Annotated in this window: 22 protein-coding genes; 7 read left to right on the top strand and 15 right to left on the bottom strand. The window is 43.8% G+C overall.

From position 1 onward, the window contains the following. Window positions 1–42: 42 nt before the first annotated feature. Window positions 43–336 (bottom strand): hypothetical protein, encoded by a 294-nt coding sequence (locus tag A1OO_RS13765; protein ID WP_016961576.1) that lies wholly within the window; start codon window positions 334–336, stop codon window positions 43–45. A 927-nt stretch (window positions 337–1263) separates the two neighbouring features. Between A1OO_RS13765 and A1OO_RS13760 the strand changes: the two genes are divergently transcribed. The 4 genes from A1OO_RS13760 (at window position 1264) to A1OO_RS13745 (ending at window position 6177) form a co-directional block, all read left to right on the top strand. Further along, entirely contained in the window at window positions 1264–2961 is a 1698-nt protein-coding gene (locus tag A1OO_RS13760) for an ABC transporter ATP-binding protein (protein ID WP_241819118.1), read from the top strand. Between the two features lie 204 nt (window positions 2962–3165). Further along, entirely contained in the window at window positions 3166–4287 is a 1122-nt protein-coding gene (locus A1OO_RS13755; protein WP_017003352.1) for an efflux RND transporter periplasmic adaptor subunit, read from the top strand. Continuing rightward, on the top strand, window positions 4274–4936 hold the full coding sequence (locus tag A1OO_RS13750) for an ABC transporter ATP-binding protein (protein WP_016961571.1): 663 nt from the start codon (window positions 4274–4276) through the stop codon (window positions 4934–4936). Before A1OO_RS13755 ends, A1OO_RS13750 begins: the two co-directional genes overlap by 14 nt. After that, window positions 4933–6177, top strand: a complete 1245-nt coding sequence (locus tag A1OO_RS13745) for an ABC transporter permease (protein ID WP_017003351.1) — start codon at window positions 4933–4935, stop codon at window positions 6175–6177. The genes A1OO_RS13750 and A1OO_RS13745 overlap by 4 nt, the downstream gene beginning before the upstream one ends. Here the strand turns inward: A1OO_RS13745 and A1OO_RS13740 are convergent. The 6 genes from A1OO_RS13740 to A1OO_RS13715 form a co-directional block, all read right to left on the bottom strand. Continuing rightward, window positions 6172–6783 carry a CPBP family intramembrane glutamic endopeptidase gene (locus A1OO_RS13740; RefSeq protein ID WP_017003350.1) on the bottom strand — a complete coding sequence of 204 codons (612 nt, stop codon included), beginning with the start codon at window positions 6781–6783 and terminating at the stop codon, window positions 6172–6174. The genes A1OO_RS13745 and A1OO_RS13740 overlap by 6 nt on opposite strands. Continuing rightward, entirely contained in the window at window positions 6780–7388 is a 609-nt protein-coding gene (locus tag A1OO_RS13735) for a GNAT family N-acetyltransferase (RefSeq protein WP_017003349.1), read from the bottom strand. Before A1OO_RS13735 ends, A1OO_RS13740 begins: the two co-directional genes overlap by 4 nt. Next, on the bottom strand, window positions 7381–7833 hold the full coding sequence (locus A1OO_RS13730) for a GNAT family N-acetyltransferase (RefSeq protein WP_241819117.1): 453 nt from the start codon (window positions 7831–7833) through the stop codon (window positions 7381–7383). Before A1OO_RS13730 ends, A1OO_RS13735 begins: the two co-directional genes overlap by 8 nt. 115 nt (window positions 7834–7948) lie before the next feature. Further along, window positions 7949–8458 (bottom strand): 3-hydroxyacyl-ACP dehydratase FabZ family protein, encoded by a 510-nt coding sequence (locus A1OO_RS13725; protein WP_017003347.1) that lies wholly within the window; start codon window positions 8456–8458, stop codon window positions 7949–7951. A 26-nt stretch (window positions 8459–8484) separates the two neighbouring features. Continuing rightward, the gene (locus A1OO_RS13720) at window positions 8485–9735 is read right to left on the bottom strand and encodes a beta-ketoacyl-[acyl-carrier-protein] synthase family protein (protein ID WP_017003346.1); all 1251 of its coding nucleotides are present in this window, start codon (window positions 9733–9735) and stop codon (window positions 8485–8487) included. Further along, the gene (locus A1OO_RS13715; protein ID WP_241819116.1) at window positions 9728–10015 is read right to left on the bottom strand and encodes an acyl carrier protein; all 288 of its coding nucleotides are present in this window, start codon (window positions 10013–10015) and stop codon (window positions 9728–9730) included. Before A1OO_RS13715 ends, A1OO_RS13720 begins: the two co-directional genes overlap by 8 nt. An 845-nt stretch (window positions 10016–10860) precedes the next feature. Here A1OO_RS13715 and A1OO_RS13710 point away from each other — a divergent pair. Then, window positions 10861–11334: a peroxiredoxin gene (locus tag A1OO_RS13710; RefSeq protein WP_016961563.1), complete on the top strand. Its 474-nt coding sequence runs from the start codon at window positions 10861–10863 to the stop codon at window positions 11332–11334. 123 nt (window positions 11335–11457) lie between these two features. On the opposite strand, the gene A1OO_RS13705 is transcribed toward A1OO_RS13710, so the two are convergent. Next, window positions 11458–11913 (bottom strand): Lrp/AsnC family transcriptional regulator, encoded by a 456-nt coding sequence (locus A1OO_RS13705; RefSeq protein ID WP_026023860.1) that lies wholly within the window; start codon window positions 11911–11913, stop codon window positions 11458–11460. Between the two features lie 149 nt (window positions 11914–12062). On the opposite strand from A1OO_RS13705, the gene A1OO_RS13700 reads away from it, so the two are divergent. Continuing rightward, window positions 12063–13058, top strand: a complete 996-nt coding sequence (locus tag A1OO_RS13700; RefSeq protein ID WP_017003344.1) for a DMT family transporter — start codon at window positions 12063–12065, stop codon at window positions 13056–13058. A 40-nt stretch (window positions 13059–13098) separates the two neighbouring features. On the opposite strand, the gene A1OO_RS13695 is transcribed toward A1OO_RS13700, so the two are convergent. Both A1OO_RS13695 and A1OO_RS13690 read right to left on the bottom strand, forming a co-directional pair. Beyond that, window positions 13099–13587, bottom strand: a complete 489-nt coding sequence (locus A1OO_RS13695) for an ABZJ_00895 family protein (RefSeq protein WP_017003343.1) — start codon at window positions 13585–13587, stop codon at window positions 13099–13101. A gap of 215 nt (window positions 13588–13802) precedes the next feature. Continuing rightward, window positions 13803–14456, bottom strand: a complete 654-nt coding sequence (locus tag A1OO_RS13690) for a glutathione S-transferase (RefSeq protein ID WP_026023858.1) — start codon at window positions 14454–14456, stop codon at window positions 13803–13805. A gap of 180 nt (window positions 14457–14636) precedes the next feature. On the opposite strand from A1OO_RS13690, the gene A1OO_RS13685 reads away from it, so the two are divergent. Next, a complete protein-coding gene (locus tag A1OO_RS13685; RefSeq protein WP_026023857.1) occupies window positions 14637–16889 on the top strand; it encodes a peptidase U32 family protein in 2253 nt (750 codons plus the stop codon). Window positions 16890–17199: 310 nt separating this feature from the next. Here A1OO_RS13685 and A1OO_RS13680 read toward each other — a convergent pair whose 3' ends face one another. The 5 genes from A1OO_RS13680 to A1OO_RS13660 form a co-directional block, all read right to left on the bottom strand. Beyond that, window positions 17200–17673 carry a GNAT family N-acetyltransferase gene (locus A1OO_RS13680; RefSeq protein WP_016961557.1) on the bottom strand — a complete coding sequence of 158 codons (474 nt, stop codon included), beginning with the start codon at window positions 17671–17673 and terminating at the stop codon, window positions 17200–17202. Between the two features lie 293 nt (window positions 17674–17966). Then, window positions 17967–18449, bottom strand: a complete 483-nt coding sequence (locus A1OO_RS13675; RefSeq protein WP_277814489.1) for a type II secretion system protein — start codon at window positions 18447–18449, stop codon at window positions 17967–17969. Window positions 18450–18934: 485 nt separating this feature from the next. Further along, the gene (locus A1OO_RS13670) at window positions 18935–19570 is read right to left on the bottom strand and encodes a YdcF family protein (RefSeq protein WP_016961555.1); all 636 of its coding nucleotides are present in this window, start codon (window positions 19568–19570) and stop codon (window positions 18935–18937) included. 132 nt (window positions 19571–19702) lie between these two features. Then, a complete protein-coding gene (locus tag A1OO_RS13665; RefSeq protein ID WP_016961554.1) occupies window positions 19703–21058 on the bottom strand; it encodes an ABC1 kinase family protein in 1356 nt (451 codons plus the stop codon). Between the two features lie 204 nt (window positions 21059–21262). After that, window positions 21263–21598: a zinc ribbon domain-containing protein YjdM gene (locus tag A1OO_RS13660; RefSeq protein WP_016961553.1), complete on the bottom strand. Its 336-nt coding sequence runs from the start codon at window positions 21596–21598 to the stop codon at window positions 21263–21265. Window positions 21599–21981 lie beyond the last annotated feature (383 nt).

Below are 21981 nucleotides of genomic sequence, written 5' to 3'. Positions count from 1 at the left end.
GCGCTTTGCTAACGCCTATGTTTCTCTGTCACTTACGCTAGATTAAATGGGTGAAGAAATAGGTGAAACACCCTCTACTTCTACAACAGTGCTGGCGTTGGCGCGCTCAATAATCTTCACCAGTGCCGATTGAATCACTTCATTTTCTCTGGCATCGGTTTTACTCGCAAAACGCTCTTCTTGAACCTCTGAGCCCTCATCGAGCGTGAACTGCACGGCCACTTCAGAAGCGCAATCTGCACGTTCCCCAAAGTACTGTATCGAAATTTGGGGGTAACCCTTGAAGCCTTTCTTGACCTGTTTAGCGATTCGTTTTTTCGCTTTGTCTACATTCATGCTGACCCCTTAAAGGCACTGAATCCCAGAAAAAAAGTCTGCGCGACATCTCACTGGTTCGGCAGATAAGAATCAATTTTACCACGTGAAGCGCAATCCTCAGATAAAACAGTCAATTCAAAGCGAAAAAATAGACACTCATCCGTCACCCGACTACGCCCCCCTCCAAAGCTATTAATCGTGCGCTTTATCCTGATCGCGCTGACAACATCATCCACTCATAGAAAAGTTAGACTTAATAACTTTGTCCTAAAACGCAAGAACAAAGGGGACTTACCTTCCAAGGGCAGGGTGAGAACTGACATATTGAACAACCAATATTCAAACTTAAAAAATAAGCCGAACATCATAAAATAAATGAGAAAATAATTAGAAACCAACCAGATGTCAATTAGAAATCAATAAATAACCAATTAGAAACTAATGAAAAATAATAATATCTTCAGGTCTTAAACAAAAGACATCTTAATCATTTTAAAAATTATATTTTCATACCCCTCTCTGACATTCGCAAATGGTTGACTTTTAAAAACACTACCACAACAATAGAATGGCATTTGCTTATTCAATAAGCAGTGCACATTAACCACGTCAATCATTGGCTTTATTCATAGAAGGAAAAGATAATGAAAAAAATAAACTTTGTTGCGAAAAAAGGACCTGTACTTGCCACGAAGAAAAAGGAGCCTAATAAGCCAGGCCCTTGCTGTGGGACACCATAAATCACGCCAATAGATTATATTTGTTGATTTATTTATAGGCTTATATTTAAAATACCTTATAGAATATTTCAATTTTGGTGTTTTAACCATGAAGTTTGGGGATGACTTAACATCCCCTCTTTATCGTTATGCTCTGATATTTGAAAGTTAAGTCTATATAATTTTTACAATAAAAGCGGGTTTTCCTCAACGTCCGGATCAGACTGTGACCCGAATTTCTTATTTATATAATCTCATCTATGCAAAAAGAAAACATCAATCGTTTTCTTTTTTACTAATGGCTTTATTGTTAACAGCTTTTCAAGCCCCACTCCCCTACCTATCTGGTTATATCATCGATCAGGTTCTACCTGGTGAAGATTCTAATTTACTTCTAAAGGCCGTTTTTCTACTTGCTATTCTCTATAGCTGCTTCCTAATACTAAATTATGTTAATGCATGGTTTCGCCTAAAGGTGCGGAAAGAGATCATGATTGACTTTAACCAGGATGTCATTAAAAGTATACTGGGTATGAATTATAATCATCGACTCAAAATTAATAACGGTGATTTGTTGTCTCGAGTTACAAGAGATATAGACCAGTTTGAAGTCATTATGCCCTATGGATTATCAGGAGCAATTCATCACATAGCCTTATCTATCGTATTGCTAGTGATCGTTTTTTTCTTGAACTGGCAATTAAGTTCAATACTTCTTGTCCTATTGCCTGCTGCTGTCATTGTTTACATGAGGTTCGACAGTGCATTGTGGTCATCTTCTAAAGATGAAACTGATGCCTCCGCAAAAAAGCTCACTGTCATACAAGAAACCATTGAAGCTGATGCAGAAATAAAGATATACGATGCTGAAAATTTTTTCCTTACTCATTGTCGAAAAGCCGTTGAGCGATTGGAAAGTAAACGTTATATCCGGCAACTCTATGACACAAAAGTTAGCATGATTATTATGGGAATCCCCATGCTAGCCATGGTCATCATTTGGTATCTTGGCGGTGCCATGGTCATTGAAGAGCAACTCACTATAGGCTTAATAATCACCTACACAGCAACGCTAAACTTGATGGTGCCCTCTCTTATTAGAATTATTGAGTTTGTATCAAGCCTCCCCAATGAATTGACAGCGTTAATGCGCGTAAAAGAATTATGCGATTTATCTCAGGTACCGTCTAAACAAGGTTTAGCTGATAATTCCGAGCCAAAAATAGAACATTTCACCGTATTTGAATCAATGATTTTAGAAGACATGAGTTTTTCCTATCATCATGACTACCCCTTATTCACTCGCCTAGACTTGGTTTTCGATAGAGGTCGAGCGCATTTGGTTAATGGTGGTAACGGTGCTGGCAAGTCGACGCTACTCACCATCCTGAGTGGAGAGCTGAAACCTCAATCTGGGCAAATAAAACTAGATACCATTGACCTAAACGGCTTATCAAATCGGTCTCAGTGTATTGCTATGGTCCCACAACGAATCCACATTATTTCTGACTCCATTCGAAATAACGTTACTTTCGGCCAGGATATTGATCAAGACAAAATTCTGACAGCTCTGTCTCTAGTCGGTCTAGATAAGTGGATTGATCGACTAGATAAAGGTATTGATCATGTCATTAAAGATGCGCATTCAGAATTATCGGGAGGCCAAATTCAAAAATTAGGCCTGGCACGAGCCATACTGCGGGATACACCTATTCTACTAATGGACGAGCCTACGAACAACTTAGACAGCGAAGCTGTAAAGTTGCTCATCGACATTATTAGGTCACAAAAACAGTCAAAAATTGTTGTAATTGTAAGCCATGATGATCGCCTATTTGATGCGGTCGATCGCGTCGTTTACCTTGAAAATGATAGTTTACGTAACTCTACTCGAGTCACAGAAACTGCCACCAAAGAAGCTTAATTGGATGAAAGTTTGACTTATCTACGAAAAATAAATAACTGCTCTCTCCGATGCATACTGAATGTTACAGCGGACCTAAACCCTATATTAAATACTCGAACAATTGCACCATTTCACATCCATCTCTTTGATATGGAAACATCGAATAAGCCACCTCGTCATGATTTGTTAATTATTAGGGATAGATAATTGAATGCATCTCATATGAAACTTAAGCAGCCTGGTAAACGATCAATGAAAGGCTATTTTAAGCGCATATTCGCTATCGTTGTTCTGGTTTTCGCTGCTACTGCGGGCTACTTTTTCTATGACAAGCCAACGCTGAACCTGTCGGGGGTGCAAGTGCAACGTAATGATATGGCCTACATCATTCGAGTGACTGGTGAGGTTATTAATGACCGTACCGTTTCTTTGACTGCGTTAGTAAATGGCCGCGTCGAGCAGGTCTATGTTGCTCGTGGTGATCGGGTAAAAAAAGATGACACTCTGGCCTCCATGGATAACCGTGCATCTATGACTCGACTCAAACGCGCCAACGCTGTTGTTCAGCAAGAAATTGTTCGTTTGAAGGAGCAGCAGCAACGCTACAATCGAGTATCAGAGCTATCTGATAGAAATCTCGTCTCTGTCGAAGCGCTAGATCAGGTCAGATTTGAAATGGAAACGGCGCAAGCAGCCGTTGCTATTGCCCAAGCAGATGCCCAAATGAGTGCTATTGAGCAAGACTGGCAAAAGCTGAATGCGCCATTTGATGCAATTATCATTGATAAATGGACTGAATCAGGGCAATGGGTTGAAGCCGGAACACAACTTTTCCAACTCGTCGCCATTAAAGGATGGGAAATTGAGGCGAATTTAGATGCCGTTGACAGTGGCAGGATTCACGTTGGCCAAGTCGTTAATGTGAAATCTGATGCCTTTCCCAACCAAGGTTGGCAAACACAGATTCATTGGATTGGTCCCGCTATCGAACGCACAACAGAACGATACTTAAATACGTTTCCCGTGCGCATGGGGTTGGGCACAGATGCCCCAAAACTGCTATTAGGACAACAGCTCGATATTGAAATCGTAATAGAAGAACGTGGAAACACCCTCAGCCTGCCTTACAGCGCGCTGCGCGAACGCGAACCTGGCGTTTTTGAGGTTGCACTGATTGAACAAGGTACCATCCACCTACAATCTGTTGAATCAGGATTAGAAACCGACACACACGTCGAAATACTCAGTGGAGTTCAAGAAGGGCAAAGGGTTGCGTTATTTGATAGCGGATACCTCGAGAATGGGCGCACAGCAAGGTTTATAGAAAACCATGATCAACATTGAATCCTTGCATAAATCCTATTTCCGCGGAGACACCCCCTTACCCATCATTCGGGGTGTTGATCTGAAGATAGAACGCGGGGAGTTTGTAACGATAATGGGTGCCTCTGGATCAGGAAAGAGCACCCTACTCAACATTATTGGCTGCTTAGACAACGCTGATACAGGCACCTACCATTTAGACGGTACGGCTGTTCATGCCGCTGATTCTGATGGACTTGCTACGCTTCGTTCTTCATTGATTGGAACCATCTTTCAATCATTCAATTTGCTATCACGCCGCGATGCGTTAGCGAATGTCATGCTTCCGTTGGTGTATCAAGGTACCCCGCCCTCACAGCGTCAAGCGCTTGCTTTTGCCGCGCTTGAACGCGTAGGCCTAGCAGATCGCGCAACGCATTTACCCAACCAACTTTCAGGCGGCCAGCAACAACGTGTTGCTATTGCGCGAGCGTTAGTTAACAAGCCTAAGTTGCTTATTGCGGATGAGCCAACAGGTGCTTTAGACAGCCATACCGGGCAGCAGGTTATGGATTTGTTTAAGGCGCTTCATGCTGAGGGCCATACCATTGTCATGGTCACTCACGATGCACATTTAGCCAAAACGGCTGACAGAGTCGTACACATGCGAGACGGCAGGATAGTGATATGAAAGGCTGGCGAATTCTGCCTGATCTGTTTATTGAAGCACGACTTGCGATGCTGGCAAACTGGGGCAGGTCAATGCTCAGTATGATTGGCATTGCTGTGGGTATAGCCGCAGTGATGACAGTGGATACCGTCAGTACGGGCGGGAAAGCATTCGTCATGCAGGAACTTGAAACATTTGGTCTCAAGTCTGTTTGGGTATATCGCGCGCAAAGCAACAAAGATCCACACAAACGAACACGAACAGGTACGGGCATCAATAACAATGATTTGATTGCCGTTCAAGGAGATTGCTGCCCATCTGTCAGCCTCATCAGCCCTATCGTTACCCCTCGGGGACAAGCACCTATCGTTCAAGCTGGTAATCGATACAGCAACGCACAAGTGAGTGGTGTTAATCGGGATTATTTAACCATCAACAATGACCAGTTACGTATAGGAAGAGGCCTTAGAGAAATAGAAATCCGAAATCGTCGGCCTGTTGCAATGATTGGCGAAACCGTTGCTTCTGACCTGTTCCCGGGCATCGCTAACCCCTTAGGTCGTGCACTTCGAATATCAGGCCGTGAATATCAAGTTATTGGTGTTCTGCGCGCTAAAAGTCGGGACTTACTCGCTAGCATTGGTTCTGCTGGAGGCGATGTGAACAATCGAATTTTGGTCAGTTACCCTTTGGTACAGGCACTTAATGGCAGCAACGACGTGAATTACATTCAAGCTGAAGCCTCAACGGTTGAGTCAGCTGAAGCGGCGGCTTCCCAGCTAAAAGGTGTTCTATCGAGACGTTATCAAGGCGTGTTTGAATATGAAAGCGGAACCCTCGCGTCTTACATCAGAACCACTGACAATATTCTTGGCGGCGTAACGATTGTCGGCATTATTGCCGCCTCTAGTGCTTTAATTGTAGGAGCCATCGGTGTTGCCGGCATCATGAGTACTGCTGTCGCGGAGCGAACACGAGAAATTGGTATTCGAGCGGCAATTGGCGCACATCGAAGCCACATAATGATTCAGTTTATCGTCGAATCGGTACTCATTTGTCTGATTGGGGGGTTAGCGGGTTTAGCCATTGGTATGCTCATCGGTGTTGTATTGAATTTTTTTACTGGTTTTCCATTGTTTCCCGGCGTGCTAGGCGTAAGCATTGCGCTTTGCGTGTCAATATTGGTTGGCTTGGTGGCCGGGTATTTACCCGCTCGAAGAGCGGCACAAATGAAGCCCGTGGATGCGCTCAGGGATTCATGAAGGCATGGCTTTCGCTTGCTGCTTTTCATAATATGTCGCTGACAGGACAAGGACATTTCTGGTTAAATGGATAATCCAAACAAATAGCACTGAATCAGTCACAGCGTAAGCAATGCCAAGCAATATCGCGAAGAGAAAGAACTCTAGCGAATGCCATCCTAACGGTCTGTTTTCCTCGTGAACGACCCAAAATAGTAACGAAGAGAGACAGATTGCAACCCATGGTGGAAGCACCAATAATAATGTACTAATTAAAAACACTCGCCATATGAGCTCTTCGTAACACGTGATCCCAACTTGAAATAAGAGATAGTCTCGATTCTTCTTAAGAAGCTTAAACCCATGAAAACAGTTAATAACAAATGTTCTTGGCTCAGGTGAACTTATTGGCAATCCGGCGAACAGCAAGGCGACACCAGCACATATGCCACCTACAACAAACACGCTCATTTCAAATAGAGATATAACCTGCCAATCTATATAGAAATAGAGCGTATAAGCGATCACGGGCAGCATTAATAAGAAAGCAAGACGATCTCCAATGACTCGCGGATAAAGAAAAGACAAAACGATAACTGCAATAAACAGTAGAGCGAGCAAACTCACTCTTGGAAAATTCCTTTTTTAAAGTGACGGCGTAAAACACCCTCTTTGTGTTTTTGTAAGAAATCTAGGAAGTTATCTGAAAACATGGCATAAAGATGGTAGTCGTTCCATCCATCACCGACAGGAACGTAATTTTTAAGTACCCCTTCTTTTATTCCACCAAACTCCGCAAGACGAATTGAATCCTCATTGCCGGATAAAACATAGCCATAGATTTTATGTAAATTCATGACTTGAAATGCCATTTGAAGACTTAACAGTGCTATCTCAGGCCCAAAGACGCTGGTACGGTACGCCTCTTCGCCGACTAAGTAGCGAAGATCGGCAGTACGGCTTTTCCAGTCAATGTTATTGAACCAGACCATCCCTATTGGTTTACCGCTTTTGACAGAGCACACCAATCCTAAAAGGCTTTCTGCACCATAGACAGTTGCGTTCTGTTCAAGCCACGCCATGGCTTGCTCCTTAGCACCATTGACATAGGTAGAGCTATCAAAGACCGTCGAATTAAGGTAAGGATCATCCAACCAGCGAGCTATTGTCTCTATATCTTCGATATTTGGACGGCGCAAAGCGCAATAGATTCCACGAACACTATCAAACACGTTGATCCTCACTCCCCATCATTAATAAATCGTAATACGCACCCTCAACAAAAATCTGGTTTCTTAGTCGCGCTTCTTCAGTGAAACCTAGACGTGTTAAGCAATCTATTTCTCGCTGCTCATTGGGGAGTAACTGAACGTAATACTTACCGAGATGGTATTGCTCAGCTAGCCAACTCATCACGGCCTGGATATGTTCATCAGCAAAATCATGTAACAAGTGGATATCAAGATAGGCAATGCCTTCGAACATGGCTTTTATTCTAACGAAGCCAACCTTAGTCTTTTTTTCATTAAAAACAACAAAATCACCATCACCCAACGCAGCATCAAGCTCTGACATTGAACAACCAAGAGGAAAAGCAAGATTTTTATACGTCGAACACTTGAAATTCGATGATTCTATATTTGAAAAATCATCTACCGTTGCTAATCTTAACAACACTAAAATCACCACTCATATTTTCGGATCATTTAATCGTATAATTTAAACGTTTATATATTCACGTTTTCTTAAATAAATTAGCGATCAGATAGGAGACATTTGATGCAACATACTCTCAACGCGTGACATGTTGAGAAATATGTTCAATAAGATTTTTCCGTTTTATAAACGTAAGATCAAACGTGGCAGACAGCACTTCGCGCCCATTTACATAGGACTTGCCGGTTAACCTTGCACCTAAACGGTTGATTGCTTTTATGCTGACATGCGCTTCTAGGGTATCCCCAGGTAGCACTGGCGACTTAAACCGCATTTGATTCACGGTACTCGCAATGACATCCGTCTCTTCTTCAAACTCACTTCGGTAATGAAGTAAAACAATACCGGCTTGCGCTAATGCTTCCCCCATCAAAACGCCCGGCATCATGCTAACGTGTTTGAAATGCGCGTTAATCAACTCAGAGGACTCAGGTATGTTGTATTGCGCGACGACGTTAGACTCGGTCAAATCACTGACTGAATCCACAAATAAGAATGCATCGCCATAGGGTAAAATCGAGCGAATTGCCGCTTTACCCAGCACGCCTTGCGTATCCCTCAGCCCATCAATGACGTTTCTATTCATATACCCTACTCACTGAGACAGCAATATCAGTCCATTTTTCGCAGGATAGTGGCCGCATTCGTACCACCAAAGCCAAAATTTAAAGATAGGACTGTTTTCAGATCAGCCTGTGTGGCTTCGCGCACGATGGGCATATCAGCAAACAAAGGGTCGATATTATCAATATTGATGGAGGGCGCGATAAAGCCTTCTTTCAGCATCGCAATGCAGGCAATTAACTCAATGGCCCCTACTGCGCCAATCGCATGCCCCGTCATAGATTTCGTAGACGAGAACCTCGGAACATTGCCTCCAAATGCTCTACGTAAACCATTAACCTCGGCCACGTCACCAGCCACTGTTCCTGTCCCATGCGTATTAATAGCGTCAATATCGGCAGAGGACATTCCCGCGTCTTCTAATGAACGGGCAATACACTCAACAAATGTCCCGCCATCGGCTTGAGGTAGCACTAAATCATACGGGTCTGAATTCGCTGCATAGCCCACGATTTCAGCATAAATGGGCGCGTTACGCTCTAAGGCGGAATCGAGCGACTCCAATACAAGCGCCCCAGCCCCACCACTGATCACAAAGCCATCTCTATCACGATCATAAGGGCGAGATGCGCCTTCTGGCGTGTCATTAAAGCCAGTAGACAGCGCCATTCTCAAGGCTTGAAAAGAAGCAACAATCAGCTCGTTCACTTCCTCACAACCGCCTGTTATTGCTCTATCTATAACCCCATCACGTATGAGTTCGTACGAATGCCCAATATTGTGTGCTCCGGTAGCGCAAGCAGACGATATTGAATAGCTTCTCCCAGTAATACCAAAGAGTTTAGTGAGGATTGCACTCGCCGTGCTGCTCATGGATTTGAGGACAGTGTAGGGTTCAGTTCTACGAACCTGACCATCGTAGTACCTTGCCCCTTCTCTGTGTATCACACTCACATCAGCCACACCGCTCCCAACAAGACAAGCTGTTCGCGGGTCTGCGAGTTCTTCTGGCGTTAAACGAGAGGCAGAAATAGCATCACTGGCAGCAACGCTGCAATACAGCGTAGAGGTGGGCATTGCTCTTCGGAGTTTCAAAGGGATGTTCGCAGACTGTATTTTGCACTCATCTAAATGCACCAAACCAGCAACGCGACTCGTTAATCCATACTCAGACCAAGATTCCATTGCGCGAATCCCACTACGACCAAGCTTCAAAGATTCCGTTAACGTGTCAAAATCATTGCCTATTGATGAAACGACACCCACACCGGTCACCACAACACGTCTACGATTATCCATTTTTTTCACTTAACTTGGATTCAATGATGTTTAAAAGGTCGCCAACAGTGTCAAGCTTAATTAAGTCTTCATCATCGATAGAGATTGAAAGAGAATCTTCTAAGTCGAGTGTCAATGACACAGCCTGCATGGAGTCCATTCCAAGATCACCACGTAGTGACATTGAGGGTAGAATGTCTTTAGCTGCAATGGCACTTTCTGATTCGGACTCTAATCGACTCATGATTTCCAATATTATTGAGTCTGTTAAATATTGCGTTTCTTTTATAATAAAGCTCATTATATTACCACCCGATTCTATAAATGGCCACACTAGCAACGTATTTTCTGTGTTTTATATTTTTCATTAAAATACTAACAATGGCTTTTATCATCGTCAATTATCTTAGAGACTTATGCACTGCTCTAGCGCCATTTTAAATCCTGCGCAACACTGTTCGCCTTCTGTTTCCTTTACCCAATAAAACGCTGCGCGTACTGCTTTCAGGGGTTATTTTCCGTGAGGTTATCAGAAACCCTCACAGGTTGAGAGCACATTTTCCCAAATTGTTAGCCATTTATGTTCCAACTTAAAATATAAGCCAAACCTCATGATAATTACTGACGCACTAATTATAAACAGCCGTCTAAACATTAGATATAAACTATAGCTAAATTAGAGATTGATGGTAAAAAAACACATCACTCAGATTTCAAATAAAAGACATAATCGTCATTTAAACGATTTAACTAGTATGTTCCGCCCCTACTCCCCAATATGATACATCGCATCTTTATCGATGATGCATATTGATAAGTGCAACGTGAAACCTGATTGTCACCGAACTTCAACTAATTTGAATCACCGCTCTGTTATCGGGTGTTGTTTGAAAACTTGAATAAATACGTTGCCGAGAATTTTCAAGGTTAAAGCGTCGACTGAACCTAAAGATTTCTTCAACGGTTTGCTAACAGAATGTCACTCAGAGCCAGTAGGTTAGTTGATGGTGGTCGTTATTCTGCGAGTACATTTGATGACTTAGAGAGGATACTGACAGATCAATTTATACACCTAGTTTCTATCCGTGGTATTCAACGGCGAATCGGGCTAGTCTGGTTGCAATCACAACAATAAGGACAGCTAACATGATTCAGCAAGGCCAAACCCTCCCGTCTGCCACTTTGAGCGAGCTCACCAAAGATGGCATGATGAATCACGATACCAACGAATTATTTGCCAACAAAAAAGTCGTTTTATTTGCTGTTCCTGGCGCGTTTACACCCACTTGTTCAGAATCTCATTTGCCTGGTTTCATCGTACTGGCCGACCAAATTAAGGCAAAAGGCGTCGACAGCATTATCTGTGTGTCTGTTAACGATGCGTTTGTGATGCAAGCGTGGGGAGAAACACAAAATGCGGACGAAATCATGATGCTTGGGGATGGCGACGCCAGCTTCACGAAAGCATTAGGATTAGAAATGGACACCGCAACTTTTGGCGGTATTCGCTCACAACGATACGCAATGGTTGTTGAAAATGGTGTCGTGACACAACTCAACGTTGAAGCACCAAAAACGTTTGAAGTGAGTTCAGCTGAAGCTATCCTTACTGCGCTGTAACTCGCTTTGTAGAACAAAAAACGGAAGCGTCAGCTTCCGTTTTTTGTCACTTGAACATAGCGCTAACATCAAACTACTGGCATTACACCGCAAGTCCAAAACACTCGGATCTAAACGCTAGTATTAGATATAGATGGGTAAAATTCCGCGATCTTTCACCTTTCGTATCGCCAATTGCGTGTGAATGTCTTTCACGTTTTGCAGGCATTGTAGCTTGCGGGTAAATTGCTCATAGCCAGCCAGATCTTTCGCAACCACTTCCAGCAAATAATCGTAAGCGCCTGACACCACGTGGCAACTCACCACCTCCGGCATATCGCTAATGGCTTGTTCAACATCATCCACTGACGTCACTTGGTGATTGTTCAAACTCACTTCAACAAACATGGTCATCGCAATACCAATTTTATCGCGAGAAAGTGAAGCGTGATAACCCCCGACTATCTTGTCCTTTTCAAGCCGCTTGATTCGCCTTGCACAGGGCGACGGTGAAAGCCCGACTAAATCCGCAAGCTCTGCAGTTGTCAGTCTCGCGTCTTTTTGCATCAATTCCAAAAGTTGCTTATCAATACGATCCATCAACCACACGCCGCTAATCATCAAAATATACAAAAATAATAGCGGAAACCATCAACGTATAACGATATGAAGCTCAAAGTTGCCACCTATCGCCAATCGTGGTGCACGATAATAGCGTTTTAGGATCATGTGCAGAAATGGAATCACTCATGACGACAAGTCAGCTAGCGTCAAAAACACCAGAAAGATCATCTTCAAAAAGCAAAACAGCCGGCTATCTCGCCATGTTGGCGACATTGCTGCTTTGGGCTGGCTTTTTTATTTCGTTAAAAGGCGGTGCGAATTCAGAACTTCAACCTGCCGATCTCGCGTTGATGCGCTTTCTAGTTCCCGCGTTGTTGCTTGCACCGTTCGTCTATAAAGCTCGACTCCAGATTAGAGCCATTCCAAATAAATACCTGATTGGCATGTTCATCGGCAGTGGACTGCCCTATCTACTGGTCGCCAGTACCGCCATGCAAACAGTGCCTGTCTCACATGGCAGCGCACTCGTACCGGGCACGCTGCCGCTATTTGTGACCGCCATTGCCGTATTGTTTTTTAAGCAGCCTTTAAGCTCACACCGCATTATTGGGCTAATCGCTATTGCCATCGGAACAGCACTTTTTCTCGCCACCAACCTAGGAAGCAGCTTCGGGGGCGATTATGACTGGGCGCAATCAAAGGGACATCTCTTGTTTTTGGTTGGCAGCCTGATGTGGGCGACGTTCACGATTTGTGCGCGTGTCGCCAACCTTGAAGCCCTTGCATGTTCGGGCATATTGGCGGTCATTTCGTGCCTTACTTTAGGCGTTGCCATTAGTGCGGGGTGGCTGCCAAGCACTTTGAGCAGCACTCCCGCTTCAGCATGGCCTTGGAAAGACGTGCTCAGTCATACGTTATTGCAGGGCGTGGGGGCGGGCATTCTCGCGTCTTGCACTTACTTATATGCCGTTAAACAACTCGGGGCGGAACGAAGTGCGGCATTTGGTAGTGCGACACCTGTTATTGCTACCCTGCTCGCCATTCCAATTTTCAACGAACAACCTGATGCAATGACAAGTCTCGCGCTGGTGTTTGTGTGCTTAGGAAGCTTAGTGGCGAGTAATATCTTCTTGAAACAAGATACTTCAATGCACTATCAACCGCCCTCGCACCAAAAATAATGTCTGTGATGCCAGCTATCAGAGTTTCAGAGCGAACTATTTATTCGCTTTGTTTCTCTTTAGCTAGTTGTTTCTCCCTCACCTTAACCCTGTTCTTAATGCCTATCTTCTCACCAGATTTGATCATGAAGTAACTCACTACTGTCATGATCAAAATGAAAGCAAAACCGATCCACACAAACAAACTACCAAACTCAGCGGTCAGGTCGGCTAACGTAAAATCGTAAAACCGCATAAGGCCGGCAACATAGAGCAAGCTCATGCCAGTCCAAACCATCACGGCAAGCCAACGCGTTCTGGAAACCATCAAGGCTTCGTTTTTATGACCAAAGTAAAAGCCCGTCATCATGGTAGGAATAACGGTAGAAAGCACGCCGGAATTTGGCATTTCTAAGCCAAAGATGACCTCGACGGCCAAAATGGTGATCCCCATTAGCACAGAGATAAGGCATAAGGAGAGAGATACTTGCCAAAGTTTGGGTTCCTTGGTGTTGGTTTGAAAGTTTGCAATGTGTTCGTTTGCGGTCATGGTTACGTCCTTGTACAGCCATTTAATCTGACGATGGTGTGTTGTTGTTATGATGATTTAATACGGTGCGTATTAAATCACTGCCTCCATGTGATAACAGAGTCATTTATGGGAGACGCAACAAGTGACAGTGTCATTTACGAGGGAATTCAAGTATTGAATGAGGCGTTGCAACCGTTTAATCGGGGAAGTTAGAGTTTTGGCGGCATAGGGTTCTATACATCACCAAATACAACTGGCTTATCATCCTTTTTCCACTTGGGATAGCTCACCATCACTTTAGAAAACGTCGGATCGTTGTAATGCTTGGTTAGCCACGCGCGTAGATTCGGTAATGGCGCTTGGGCGTACCATTTCTTATCTACACGGGAAAATTGGCGAATAAATGGCAAGATGGCGTAATCAACCAAACTCGGTTGCTCTCCCATTATGTAGGCGTGCTGAGACAACCTCTGTTCAATAGGCATCAACCACTCACAGCATGTATCGCGGTGCTCTGTTTTATTGTCATCGTGATAACGAGAAGCCGCTCGGTATTTTTGCAATGCGCCGACAAACGTCACGTCATTGCTTCTTACCAACTCAAGCATGGCGGGTAACTGATTTTTATCGTGCGAATAAAGTAGGTTTCTCGGGTCAGATTGCGTTAGCGCCCAAACCATCACTTCAATACTTTCATCAATCACATTGCCATCACCCAGCACCAATACCGGCACCGTGGCTTTAGGTGATACAGACAGCATGTCTTCAGGCTTATTTTTCATATCAATGTCGCGCAAAATGACGATTTGGCCAGCATGTAAAATGGCAAGACGGCTTCGCATTGCGTAAGGGCACTGTCTCAATGAATATAGGATCGGCATTGTCATGATGAAAGACTTAAAAAAGAACGCAATAGCTCAATGGTAACTGAATTGGTAATGGGATTCACGCCTGTGCAGACATGACCTAGATCAACAAAAGCCTAATGAGTGGCAATGAAAGCGTGAGGCGAGTAGAATGCCTCCTCAAAAAATTCGATGACAAAAAACGAAGCGAGCAATCTCACAATGAGTAGAAAAATTGAATTATTGGCACCTGGTGGCGATGTAGAAGCGATCAAAGCAGCCATCGTAGCAGGGGCAAATGCCGTTTATTGTGGCTTAGACATTTTCAATGCCCGTAACCGTGCATCCAATCTTTCATTTGATGAGTTAAATGGCGTATTACGATTAGCTCATGAATACGGTTGTGAAGTATTTCTGACTTTAAACGTTGTTATCCTAGAACATGAAATAAAATCACTCGTGAAGTTACTCAATCAATTAGTGAACACGACACTCGATGGCATCATTGTTCAAGATTTAGGTGTGTTTAACCTCGTTAAAAAGCATTTCCCAACGTTAGATGTTCACGCCTCGACTCAGTTAACGACCCACAATGAAGGCCAGCTTCACTTTTTATCAAAAGTCGGTGCTTCACGCGTAAACTTATCTCGTGAATTGAATATCGACGAAATCAAAGAGATGACAGCTGTGGCGCATGAACATGACATGCTAACGGAAGTCTTTGTTCACGGTTCACTATGTATTGCTTTCTCTGGTCAGTGTTACTCAAGCTCTGTGAGCGTCGGTAACTCAGGTAACCGTGGTCGTTGCAGCCAAGCGTGTCGTGACGAATACGAAGTGACCAACGTCGGTACTAAGTACCCACTAAACCTAAAAGATAACTCCGCGTATTTTGACCTGCCTGAACTGGTGGATGCGCAAGTTGACTCATTGAAAATTGAAGGCCGTATTAAAGGAGCTCACTACGTTTATACGGTTGTTGAAAACTGGCGTAAAAATATTAATAAATTTGTTGAAACGGGTGAGTTGTATGAAGATGATTCCAATCTGCATAAAGTATTCAACCGTGGTTTAACCAACAAATTTTTAAAAGGCAATTTAACCAAAGACATGTTTATCGATAACCCTCGTGACAACAGCGTTAACTATGCGGTTGAAAAGAGCAATGCGATTGACGTGGTTCAAATTCAAGAAGTCAGAACCGACCTTTATAACGACAAGAATGCTATTGGCGCGACACTCGAAGAAAAAGTGAAAACGCTCAGTATCGACAAAATTGCCGTAACCATTGCGTTCAAGGCAACGCTGGGTGAGCCACTCACTGTGGTTGTCACGCCAAGTGAACAAGACCAACAAGTGTTTGAAGTGACATCAACGTCACTGCTCAGAGAAGCGGGCGAAAAAGCCATCACCTCAAAAGAGCTAGAAAAACGCTTTAAAGGTGTGATCAATCCTAACTACGAATTACTCGGTTATGATTTCTCTAACTTAGGCGAAAACTTAGCGATCCCATTCCGAGAACTGACGGAAATGAAAGATCGCGTTGCATTCTTAATGAACGGATCTAAAGACGTTATTAAGCACGTGGACGTCCCTGCATTCCCACAACAGCCAAAAGTAGAAGAGAAGCCAAAACTCTCTATGCTGATTGCAGATACCGCAGACCTAAATGTATGCGATGTCACGGATGCTGATATCTACTTCAAGCTCCCTGAAAGCTTCAAAAAACGCGATCGCAAGTACATCAACATCTTCTTAGAAAACCCACGCTTGATCCCATGGTTCCCTGCAGTGTTGATTGGTAAAGACTACGATGAAGCCGTAAAAGTGCTAGAAGAAGTCAAACCAGCACGCATCGTCACCAATAACACGGGTATTGCGTATAAGGCCTATGAAATGGGCATTGAATGGGTTGCGGGTCCGTTCCTGAACACAACAAACTCACACGCGTTAGTCACGATGAAAGAATCGTTAAACTGTGCGGGTGCGTTTATTTCAAACGAGATCAACAAAGGTCAGATTAAACACATTCGTCGTCCTGAAAACTTCAAGTTGGCTTACAGCATTTATCACCCGATTCTGATGATGACAAGCCGTCAGTGTTTCTTCCAACAAACGGTGGGCTGTAACAAACCGGCGATTGAAGCGGGCTGTATGTTGCGATGTGAGAAAGCAACGACGATTACCAATGTAAAAGGCATTTCGTTTGCGGTTGATAAGCAAAAAGGTGGCTACCCAAGCATCTATAACCACGAACAATTCCTAAACATGGACATCGTGACAGATTTCTCTGACTTGTTTGATGAGTTCTTTATTGATTTGACCAACATCGGTGGCGGCTCGAAAGAAAAAGCGGACAAAGTTGAACTCGTTAAGCACTTCGAAAAGCTCGTGAATGGCGATGTCAGTGTTCGAGAAGAGTTGTTTACGATGGTGCCAATCAACACCAACGATCAATACCAACAAGGTTTGTAAGACTGCCCCTAGTTAACCTTGTTGAGGCGCATTAAAAAGTCAACGAAGCCGCGATGATGAATCGCGGCTAATTGGCTTATCTTTTCTTGCGGCAGTAGGCCAGCTAAGTACACCGTTCCATCTGATTCGACCACGGGGAAAAGTGCCAATCATCGAAATAGTGCTTAAATTCCTCGGGAACAATCGACTTCTTGATCTTTGACCTCTCGTTATAACGCACAACTTGGATTTCTATACTTGGTCGTCGCTTTCAAATACCCGTCGCTCAATTTTCTCAAGGGCAAAGCGAACTACGCGTAAAGCAACCCGCTTAAATACGCTGCTCTTTGTTCTGCTCAACATCAAGTACCATTGGAACATAACGAATACCGTTTATGCTTAACTCGTCAGATATTGGTGCGAATCCCACCTTCTTGTAGAAGCCAAGCGCATAAATCGATGCCTTCACGCGAACTAACGCTGCGCCACTTGCTGCTTTCATTTCTTCAACTAAACGCCTAGCCACACCAAAACCGTGATATTCGGTTTTAACATAAAGATGACCAATATAACTTTCATCCCGCCAAGCGACATAACCGATAATTTCGTCGTCAACAGTCGCTTTGATCACAGAGTAAATTTGGGCATCTTTTACGTTGTTAATATCGGCCGTAAACGCTATTCGAAACGCTTTCTTCCCATCAGCACTGAGTAGAGGAACAACGTGTTCTTCATTGCTTGATTCACCTAACTTGAGGATCGCATCTAGATCTTCTGGGTTCGCTTTTTCAAACCTAAATTCCATTTTCACTCCCAACTCAGAACCAATCGCATGGTCTCCCCTTAAAGAGGATAGACATGCGAGGTGTCAACAGAAACACCCGAGGATTCCATCTTTGTCTCAACTGTATATTGTGGCATCTGGGCATTAACAAGAAAGCTATTAGAATTGACTTTTCGACCTAACCATCCTTTTGATGTATATGCCAAGATCAAACAGGAAACATTGCTGGGTAACATTATATAACGGGTCGAAACGCGGACGAATTTTCATCTCTTTAAAATACTATTCATGTGCATATCAATACCCTCTTGTAATTAACAACCATTTACTTTAATTTTTGGAGGGTTTTCAATTTTATTCGCTTGCTTATAGAGAACAATGCATTCGTCATTTAGGCTAATTGGAACCGCGCTTCCCTTAAGAAAAACAACAAAATGCCCCGACACTATTTTAGTTGAAAACACCTCGTAATCTAAGTGAATCAAATCATCCCAACTACCTTTATCACCGTCATAATTGGCAAGCGGAGTTCCAAATTTTATTGAGACAGGGTTCCCGTTTATTTCAACATAAACATCTGATCCAGCAGTTAAATTGTGATTGCCTTTAATTGCAGATTTACTATAAGTAAAATCGACTGCAGTTCTCATCGTCCCTTTTACAGCCTTAAGAGATGCCGTTCTTGCGTTACTTTTCATATCAAAAAATTTCGGCAGTGCTGTCACGGATACAACCCCTAATAGAATTATAACCATTATCAATTCTATTAATGTAAACCCTCGTGGACCCTTTAAAATGTCAAACCTCCTGTAATAAACAAAACTCCATTTTAATATTACACTATATCGTTAAACCTCTATTAATACGCTCTCGCACCATCACATTTACTAGACATTAAAACGGTGTATTAAAACGCACCATTGCACCCACTAACAACAAGCTATTGCCTTTAAAAGACTACTTCCCTTTGATTCAAAAATATATTTACCACAACGCATGAATGTCTCCGGAAAAATCAAAACGACGAGAAATCAGCCATCTTCGCCCTATTTATGAAACTAAACATATCACAATGTTCAAGAAACACGACGGGCTCTCGTTGCACTTTGAATCACCTTCAAGCTTTTACTCTATATTTATTAGATTGTTAGGAAATAGGTTAAATGGTAAGCATGTCACCGGCTTTTCAAGCGTGGAGAAGTGTTCGATCAACGCTATGGCTCACCACACTGATCGAACCGGTATTTTTAAGGTTGTTATGCCAGCGAATTACCCACTGCTCTCACCACAACCCCTGTTTTTTAATCTCATCATAAGCAGCAGTAACATGCGCAGGAATAGTTTGTTCAATTTGATAGCCTTGGGCGGGGTAATCTCTTACGCGTTCGAAGTCTGCCAGCGTGGCTTCTACCACCCTATCAAAGGGAATGTTGTCTGTTGGGTATTCCACCAGCGAGAGCGGCGGTGAAGTGACTAACGCCCTGTTGTATTGACCCGGCCACTGTTTAACGAAAGTGGCGTAAGCGCGACGTTCCATGAAGGGCTTTTGAACCAATAAAAAACGTTTGAAATCATGCCCTTTTTCGAGCATGACTTGATACCCGAAAGAGACATTTTCGCCAGTGTTCGTGGCCTTGGTTTCTAGAATAATTGCGGATTCTGGTACGCCTTCGTCCATGAGGACGTCGGCAAAGGTTTCCGCTTCGGTTTTGTCGAATTCATCTTTAGTGAATCGCCCAAATCCGCCGGATACCATCACGTAAGGTGCGAAGCCTTGGCGATAAAGTGCAGCGGCATATTCCGCGACGCGTACGTCGTTGCTGCCAAGAATGAAGATGCAATCTGAAGGCTGAGGAGCATGGCCAAGTTGGTGATAATCCCAAAGGGTTTCGAGATGTTTATAAATGCGGCTTGGCATACAGGCTGTCCTTTGTATGAACTTGGGTAAACGTTACTTCGCTTTTACTCCTACCCACCCTAATTTTCAAAAGAGGGTGATCAAAAGTATGACCCTAAGCCTGTAATTTTAAATGCTTGGTTGCTTTCGCACCTAACCTGCTCGCTTGCACGTTGGCGGGGTTTCCCATTGAAACGGTTTAAAGACTTCTCGCAAATTCACTTTGGCGTTTAGCCGTGCGGCAAGTAGAAACAGGCCGCCGATTTTTCGGTGCAGAAACAATGCATCGGCTGGCGGGGTGTGCCAATAGCCTTGCTCCATGCTCAGTGCCATGCCTGCTTCGTGAATACGACTGCCGAGGTCAGTGTTGCCGAAGTCGTAGTCGCCGTCATATTGGATCGGCTCGCAAGCGATCATCACCATGTTCACCACCGCGGCTTTTTGCTCGGGGAAGATATGGTTACTGAAAAATCCGATGTGTGCCATGGCATCTGACACACCATCTTTGTCGTTGTTCACAGCGCATGTCAGCAGTTTTTGATAACCCTCGCTGATCGCATCACCGTAACGTCGCGTCGCGCCGAAATCGAGTAGCACGATTTTCCCACTTTCTTTTTGATAAAGATAATTGGCGAAGTTAGGGTCAGTCTGTACCAGTTTGAATTGGAACGCTTCTTTAAACAGAAGCTCAAACAAGTTAGTCACCAAATTATCCCGCGCCACTTGAGGTAAATCTTGCAAGTTCTCGATCGCCTCGCCTTGTTCAAAGCTCATGGTCAGAATGGAAGGCGTAGTGAGTTCTTTATAGACTTTGGGCACGATGAAACGGTTGTCATCTTTGAGTAGTTGATAAAAGGTGTCGCCCATTTCCGCTTCGAGTTCGTAGTTAGCTTCATCATGAAGCTGCTTTTTCGCTTCATCTAACAGGCTTTTGTAATCCACTTCTTTCGGCACTAAACCGGTCAAACGCAGCAGAGTAACAACATTGTCTACATCGCTGCTGATGCTTTTTTTGATGCCGGGGTACTGCACTTTAATGGCCAGTTCTGAGGCATCATCACCATACGCAAAGTGGACTTGCCCAATAGAAGCGGCCGCAACGGGTTTGAACGTGAATGAAATGAAGTGCTGTTGCCAGGTTTTCCCCCATTCAGTTTCCAACACCGACGCCAATTGTTTTGCAGGCATTGGGGCTGCATCGGAACGCAGTTTGGCAAGAATGTCAGTAAGCTCTTTGGGTAGCGCATCTCCCGCATCCATACTCAGCAATTGCCCAACCTTCATGGCCGCGCCGCGAAGTTGCGCGAGTTGGTTGGTAATGCTGGAAATATTTTTGGGGGTCAGCAGCAAATCTTTCGCTGAAGGGCGTTTACCCGATAAGAATTGCTTGGCACCTTCAGCGGCCATGTTGGTGGCGACTTTGGTGACCACAGAACCGAACATGCCGACGCGGCTGAGTCTATTACTAGGAATTTTCTTACCGTCTTTTCCGTTATCGTACCCAGCCACAATGCCTCCAGCGTGTTTGATTTACCTTCCAATACGAGTCTCGATAAGAATCGTTCACTCTTGACGATATTAACCAACGCCAATAAAGGCAAGTCGCCGGTACGAATCAGTGGGTAAACTCAACCGGGATAAAACAGCAGAGACAAAAAAGCCGCGCTTTGAATTTACGTCAAGGCGCGGCTTTTTCAGTTAATGTTGTGTGGATTACACTTTTTTCACGAACTCAGATTTCAGCTTCATCGCGCCAACACCGTCGATTTTACAATCGATGTCGTGGTCACCGTCTACCAGGCGGATGTTTTTAACTTTCGTACCCACTTTAACCACCAGTGAAGAACCCTTCACCTTCAGGTCTTTGATGACTGTGACTGTGTCACCATCTTGCAGGACGTTACCGTTAGAATCTTTGATGATTTTAACGTCGTCAGCATCAGCAGATGCATCTTGTGACCACTCGTTACCACACTCAGGGCAGACATATAGTGCGCCATCTTCGTAGGTGTATTCAGAGTTGCACTGTGGGCAATTTGGTAGAGACATTGATGATTACCTCGGTTCACATGGGTAAAGAGGGCGGTAGTCTAAACCAATCATTGCAGCACGGATATAGCCAAACGTGATAAGCACGCTTTTTTTATAGGGTTAATGCTTAGTTCCCTTAGCGCCTATTCCTATCTCACTCTTCCCATTCACTTATCTCTTACTTATCGCTTACTTATTGCCCCATGTCTTGTTACGAAATTGCCTTTCCCCTCCCAAATTTCGCCTCTTTCTCTACATGCCAAACCGTACCAGTTCACATATTTGAGATGAGATAATTCGCAACAAAAAATTCATGTGGTGAATAATTTCGTTAACCATGACTCGCCAGCCCTTTGTTTTTCTTGATGCCTATTTTAATAGACGAAAAACACTTTCTCTAT

Source organism: Enterovibrio norvegicus FF-33, from assembly GCF_000286835.2.
Lineage (GTDB): Bacteria > Pseudomonadota > Gammaproteobacteria > Enterobacterales > Vibrionaceae > Enterovibrio > Enterovibrio norvegicus_A.
The sequence above is the reverse complement of the archived record's forward strand: the minus strand, read 5'-3'. Positions and strand labels throughout refer to the sequence as shown.

What these genes read in the sequence shown, in the direction of transcription:
- A1OO_RS13765 (WP_016961576.1), bottom strand. Translation starts at nt 336, where the DNA reads ATGAATGTAGACAAAGCGAAAAAACGAATCGCTAAACAGGTCAAGAAA.
- A1OO_RS13755 (WP_017003352.1), top strand. Translation starts at nt 3,166, where the DNA reads ATGAAACTTAAGCAGCCTGGTAAACGATCAATGAAAGGCTATTTTAAG.
- A1OO_RS13750 (WP_016961571.1), top strand. Translation starts at nt 4,274, where the DNA reads ATGATCAACATTGAATCCTTGCATAAATCCTATTTCCGCGGAGACACC.
- A1OO_RS13745 (WP_017003351.1), top strand. Translation starts at nt 4,933, where the DNA reads ATGAAAGGCTGGCGAATTCTGCCTGATCTGTTTATTGAAGCACGACTT.
- A1OO_RS13725 (WP_017003347.1), bottom strand. Translation starts at nt 8,458, where the DNA reads ATGAATAGAAACGTCATTGATGGGCTGAGGGATACGCAAGGCGTGCTG.
- A1OO_RS13720 (WP_017003346.1), bottom strand. Translation starts at nt 9,735, where the DNA reads ATGGATAATCGTAGACGTGTTGTGGTGACCGGTGTGGGTGTCGTTTCA.
- A1OO_RS13715 (WP_241819116.1), bottom strand. Translation starts at nt 10,015, where the DNA reads ATGAGCTTTATTATAAAAGAAACGCAATATTTAACAGACTCAATAATA.
- A1OO_RS13710 (WP_016961563.1), top strand. Translation starts at nt 10,861, where the DNA reads ATGATTCAGCAAGGCCAAACCCTCCCGTCTGCCACTTTGAGCGAGCTC.
- A1OO_RS13705 (WP_026023860.1), bottom strand. Translation starts at nt 11,913, where the DNA reads ATGGATCGTATTGATAAGCAACTTTTGGAATTGATGCAAAAAGACGCG.
- A1OO_RS13700 (WP_017003344.1), top strand. Translation starts at nt 12,063, where the DNA reads ATGACGACAAGTCAGCTAGCGTCAAAAACACCAGAAAGATCATCTTCA.
- A1OO_RS13695 (WP_017003343.1), bottom strand. Translation starts at nt 13,587, where the DNA reads ATGACCGCAAACGAACACATTGCAAACTTTCAAACCAACACCAAGGAA.
- A1OO_RS13690 (WP_026023858.1), bottom strand. Translation starts at nt 14,456, where the DNA reads ATGACAATGCCGATCCTATATTCATTGAGACAGTGCCCTTACGCAATG.
- A1OO_RS13685 (WP_026023857.1), top strand. Translation starts at nt 14,637, where the DNA reads ATGAGTAGAAAAATTGAATTATTGGCACCTGGTGGCGATGTAGAAGCG.
- A1OO_RS13680 (WP_016961557.1), bottom strand. Translation starts at nt 17,673, where the DNA reads ATGGAATTTAGGTTTGAAAAAGCGAACCCAGAAGATCTAGATGCGATC.
- A1OO_RS13670 (WP_016961555.1), bottom strand. Translation starts at nt 19,570, where the DNA reads ATGCCAAGCCGCATTTATAAACATCTCGAAACCCTTTGGGATTATCAC.
- A1OO_RS13660 (WP_016961553.1), bottom strand. Translation starts at nt 21,598, where the DNA reads ATGTCTCTACCAAATTGCCCACAGTGCAACTCTGAATACACCTACGAA.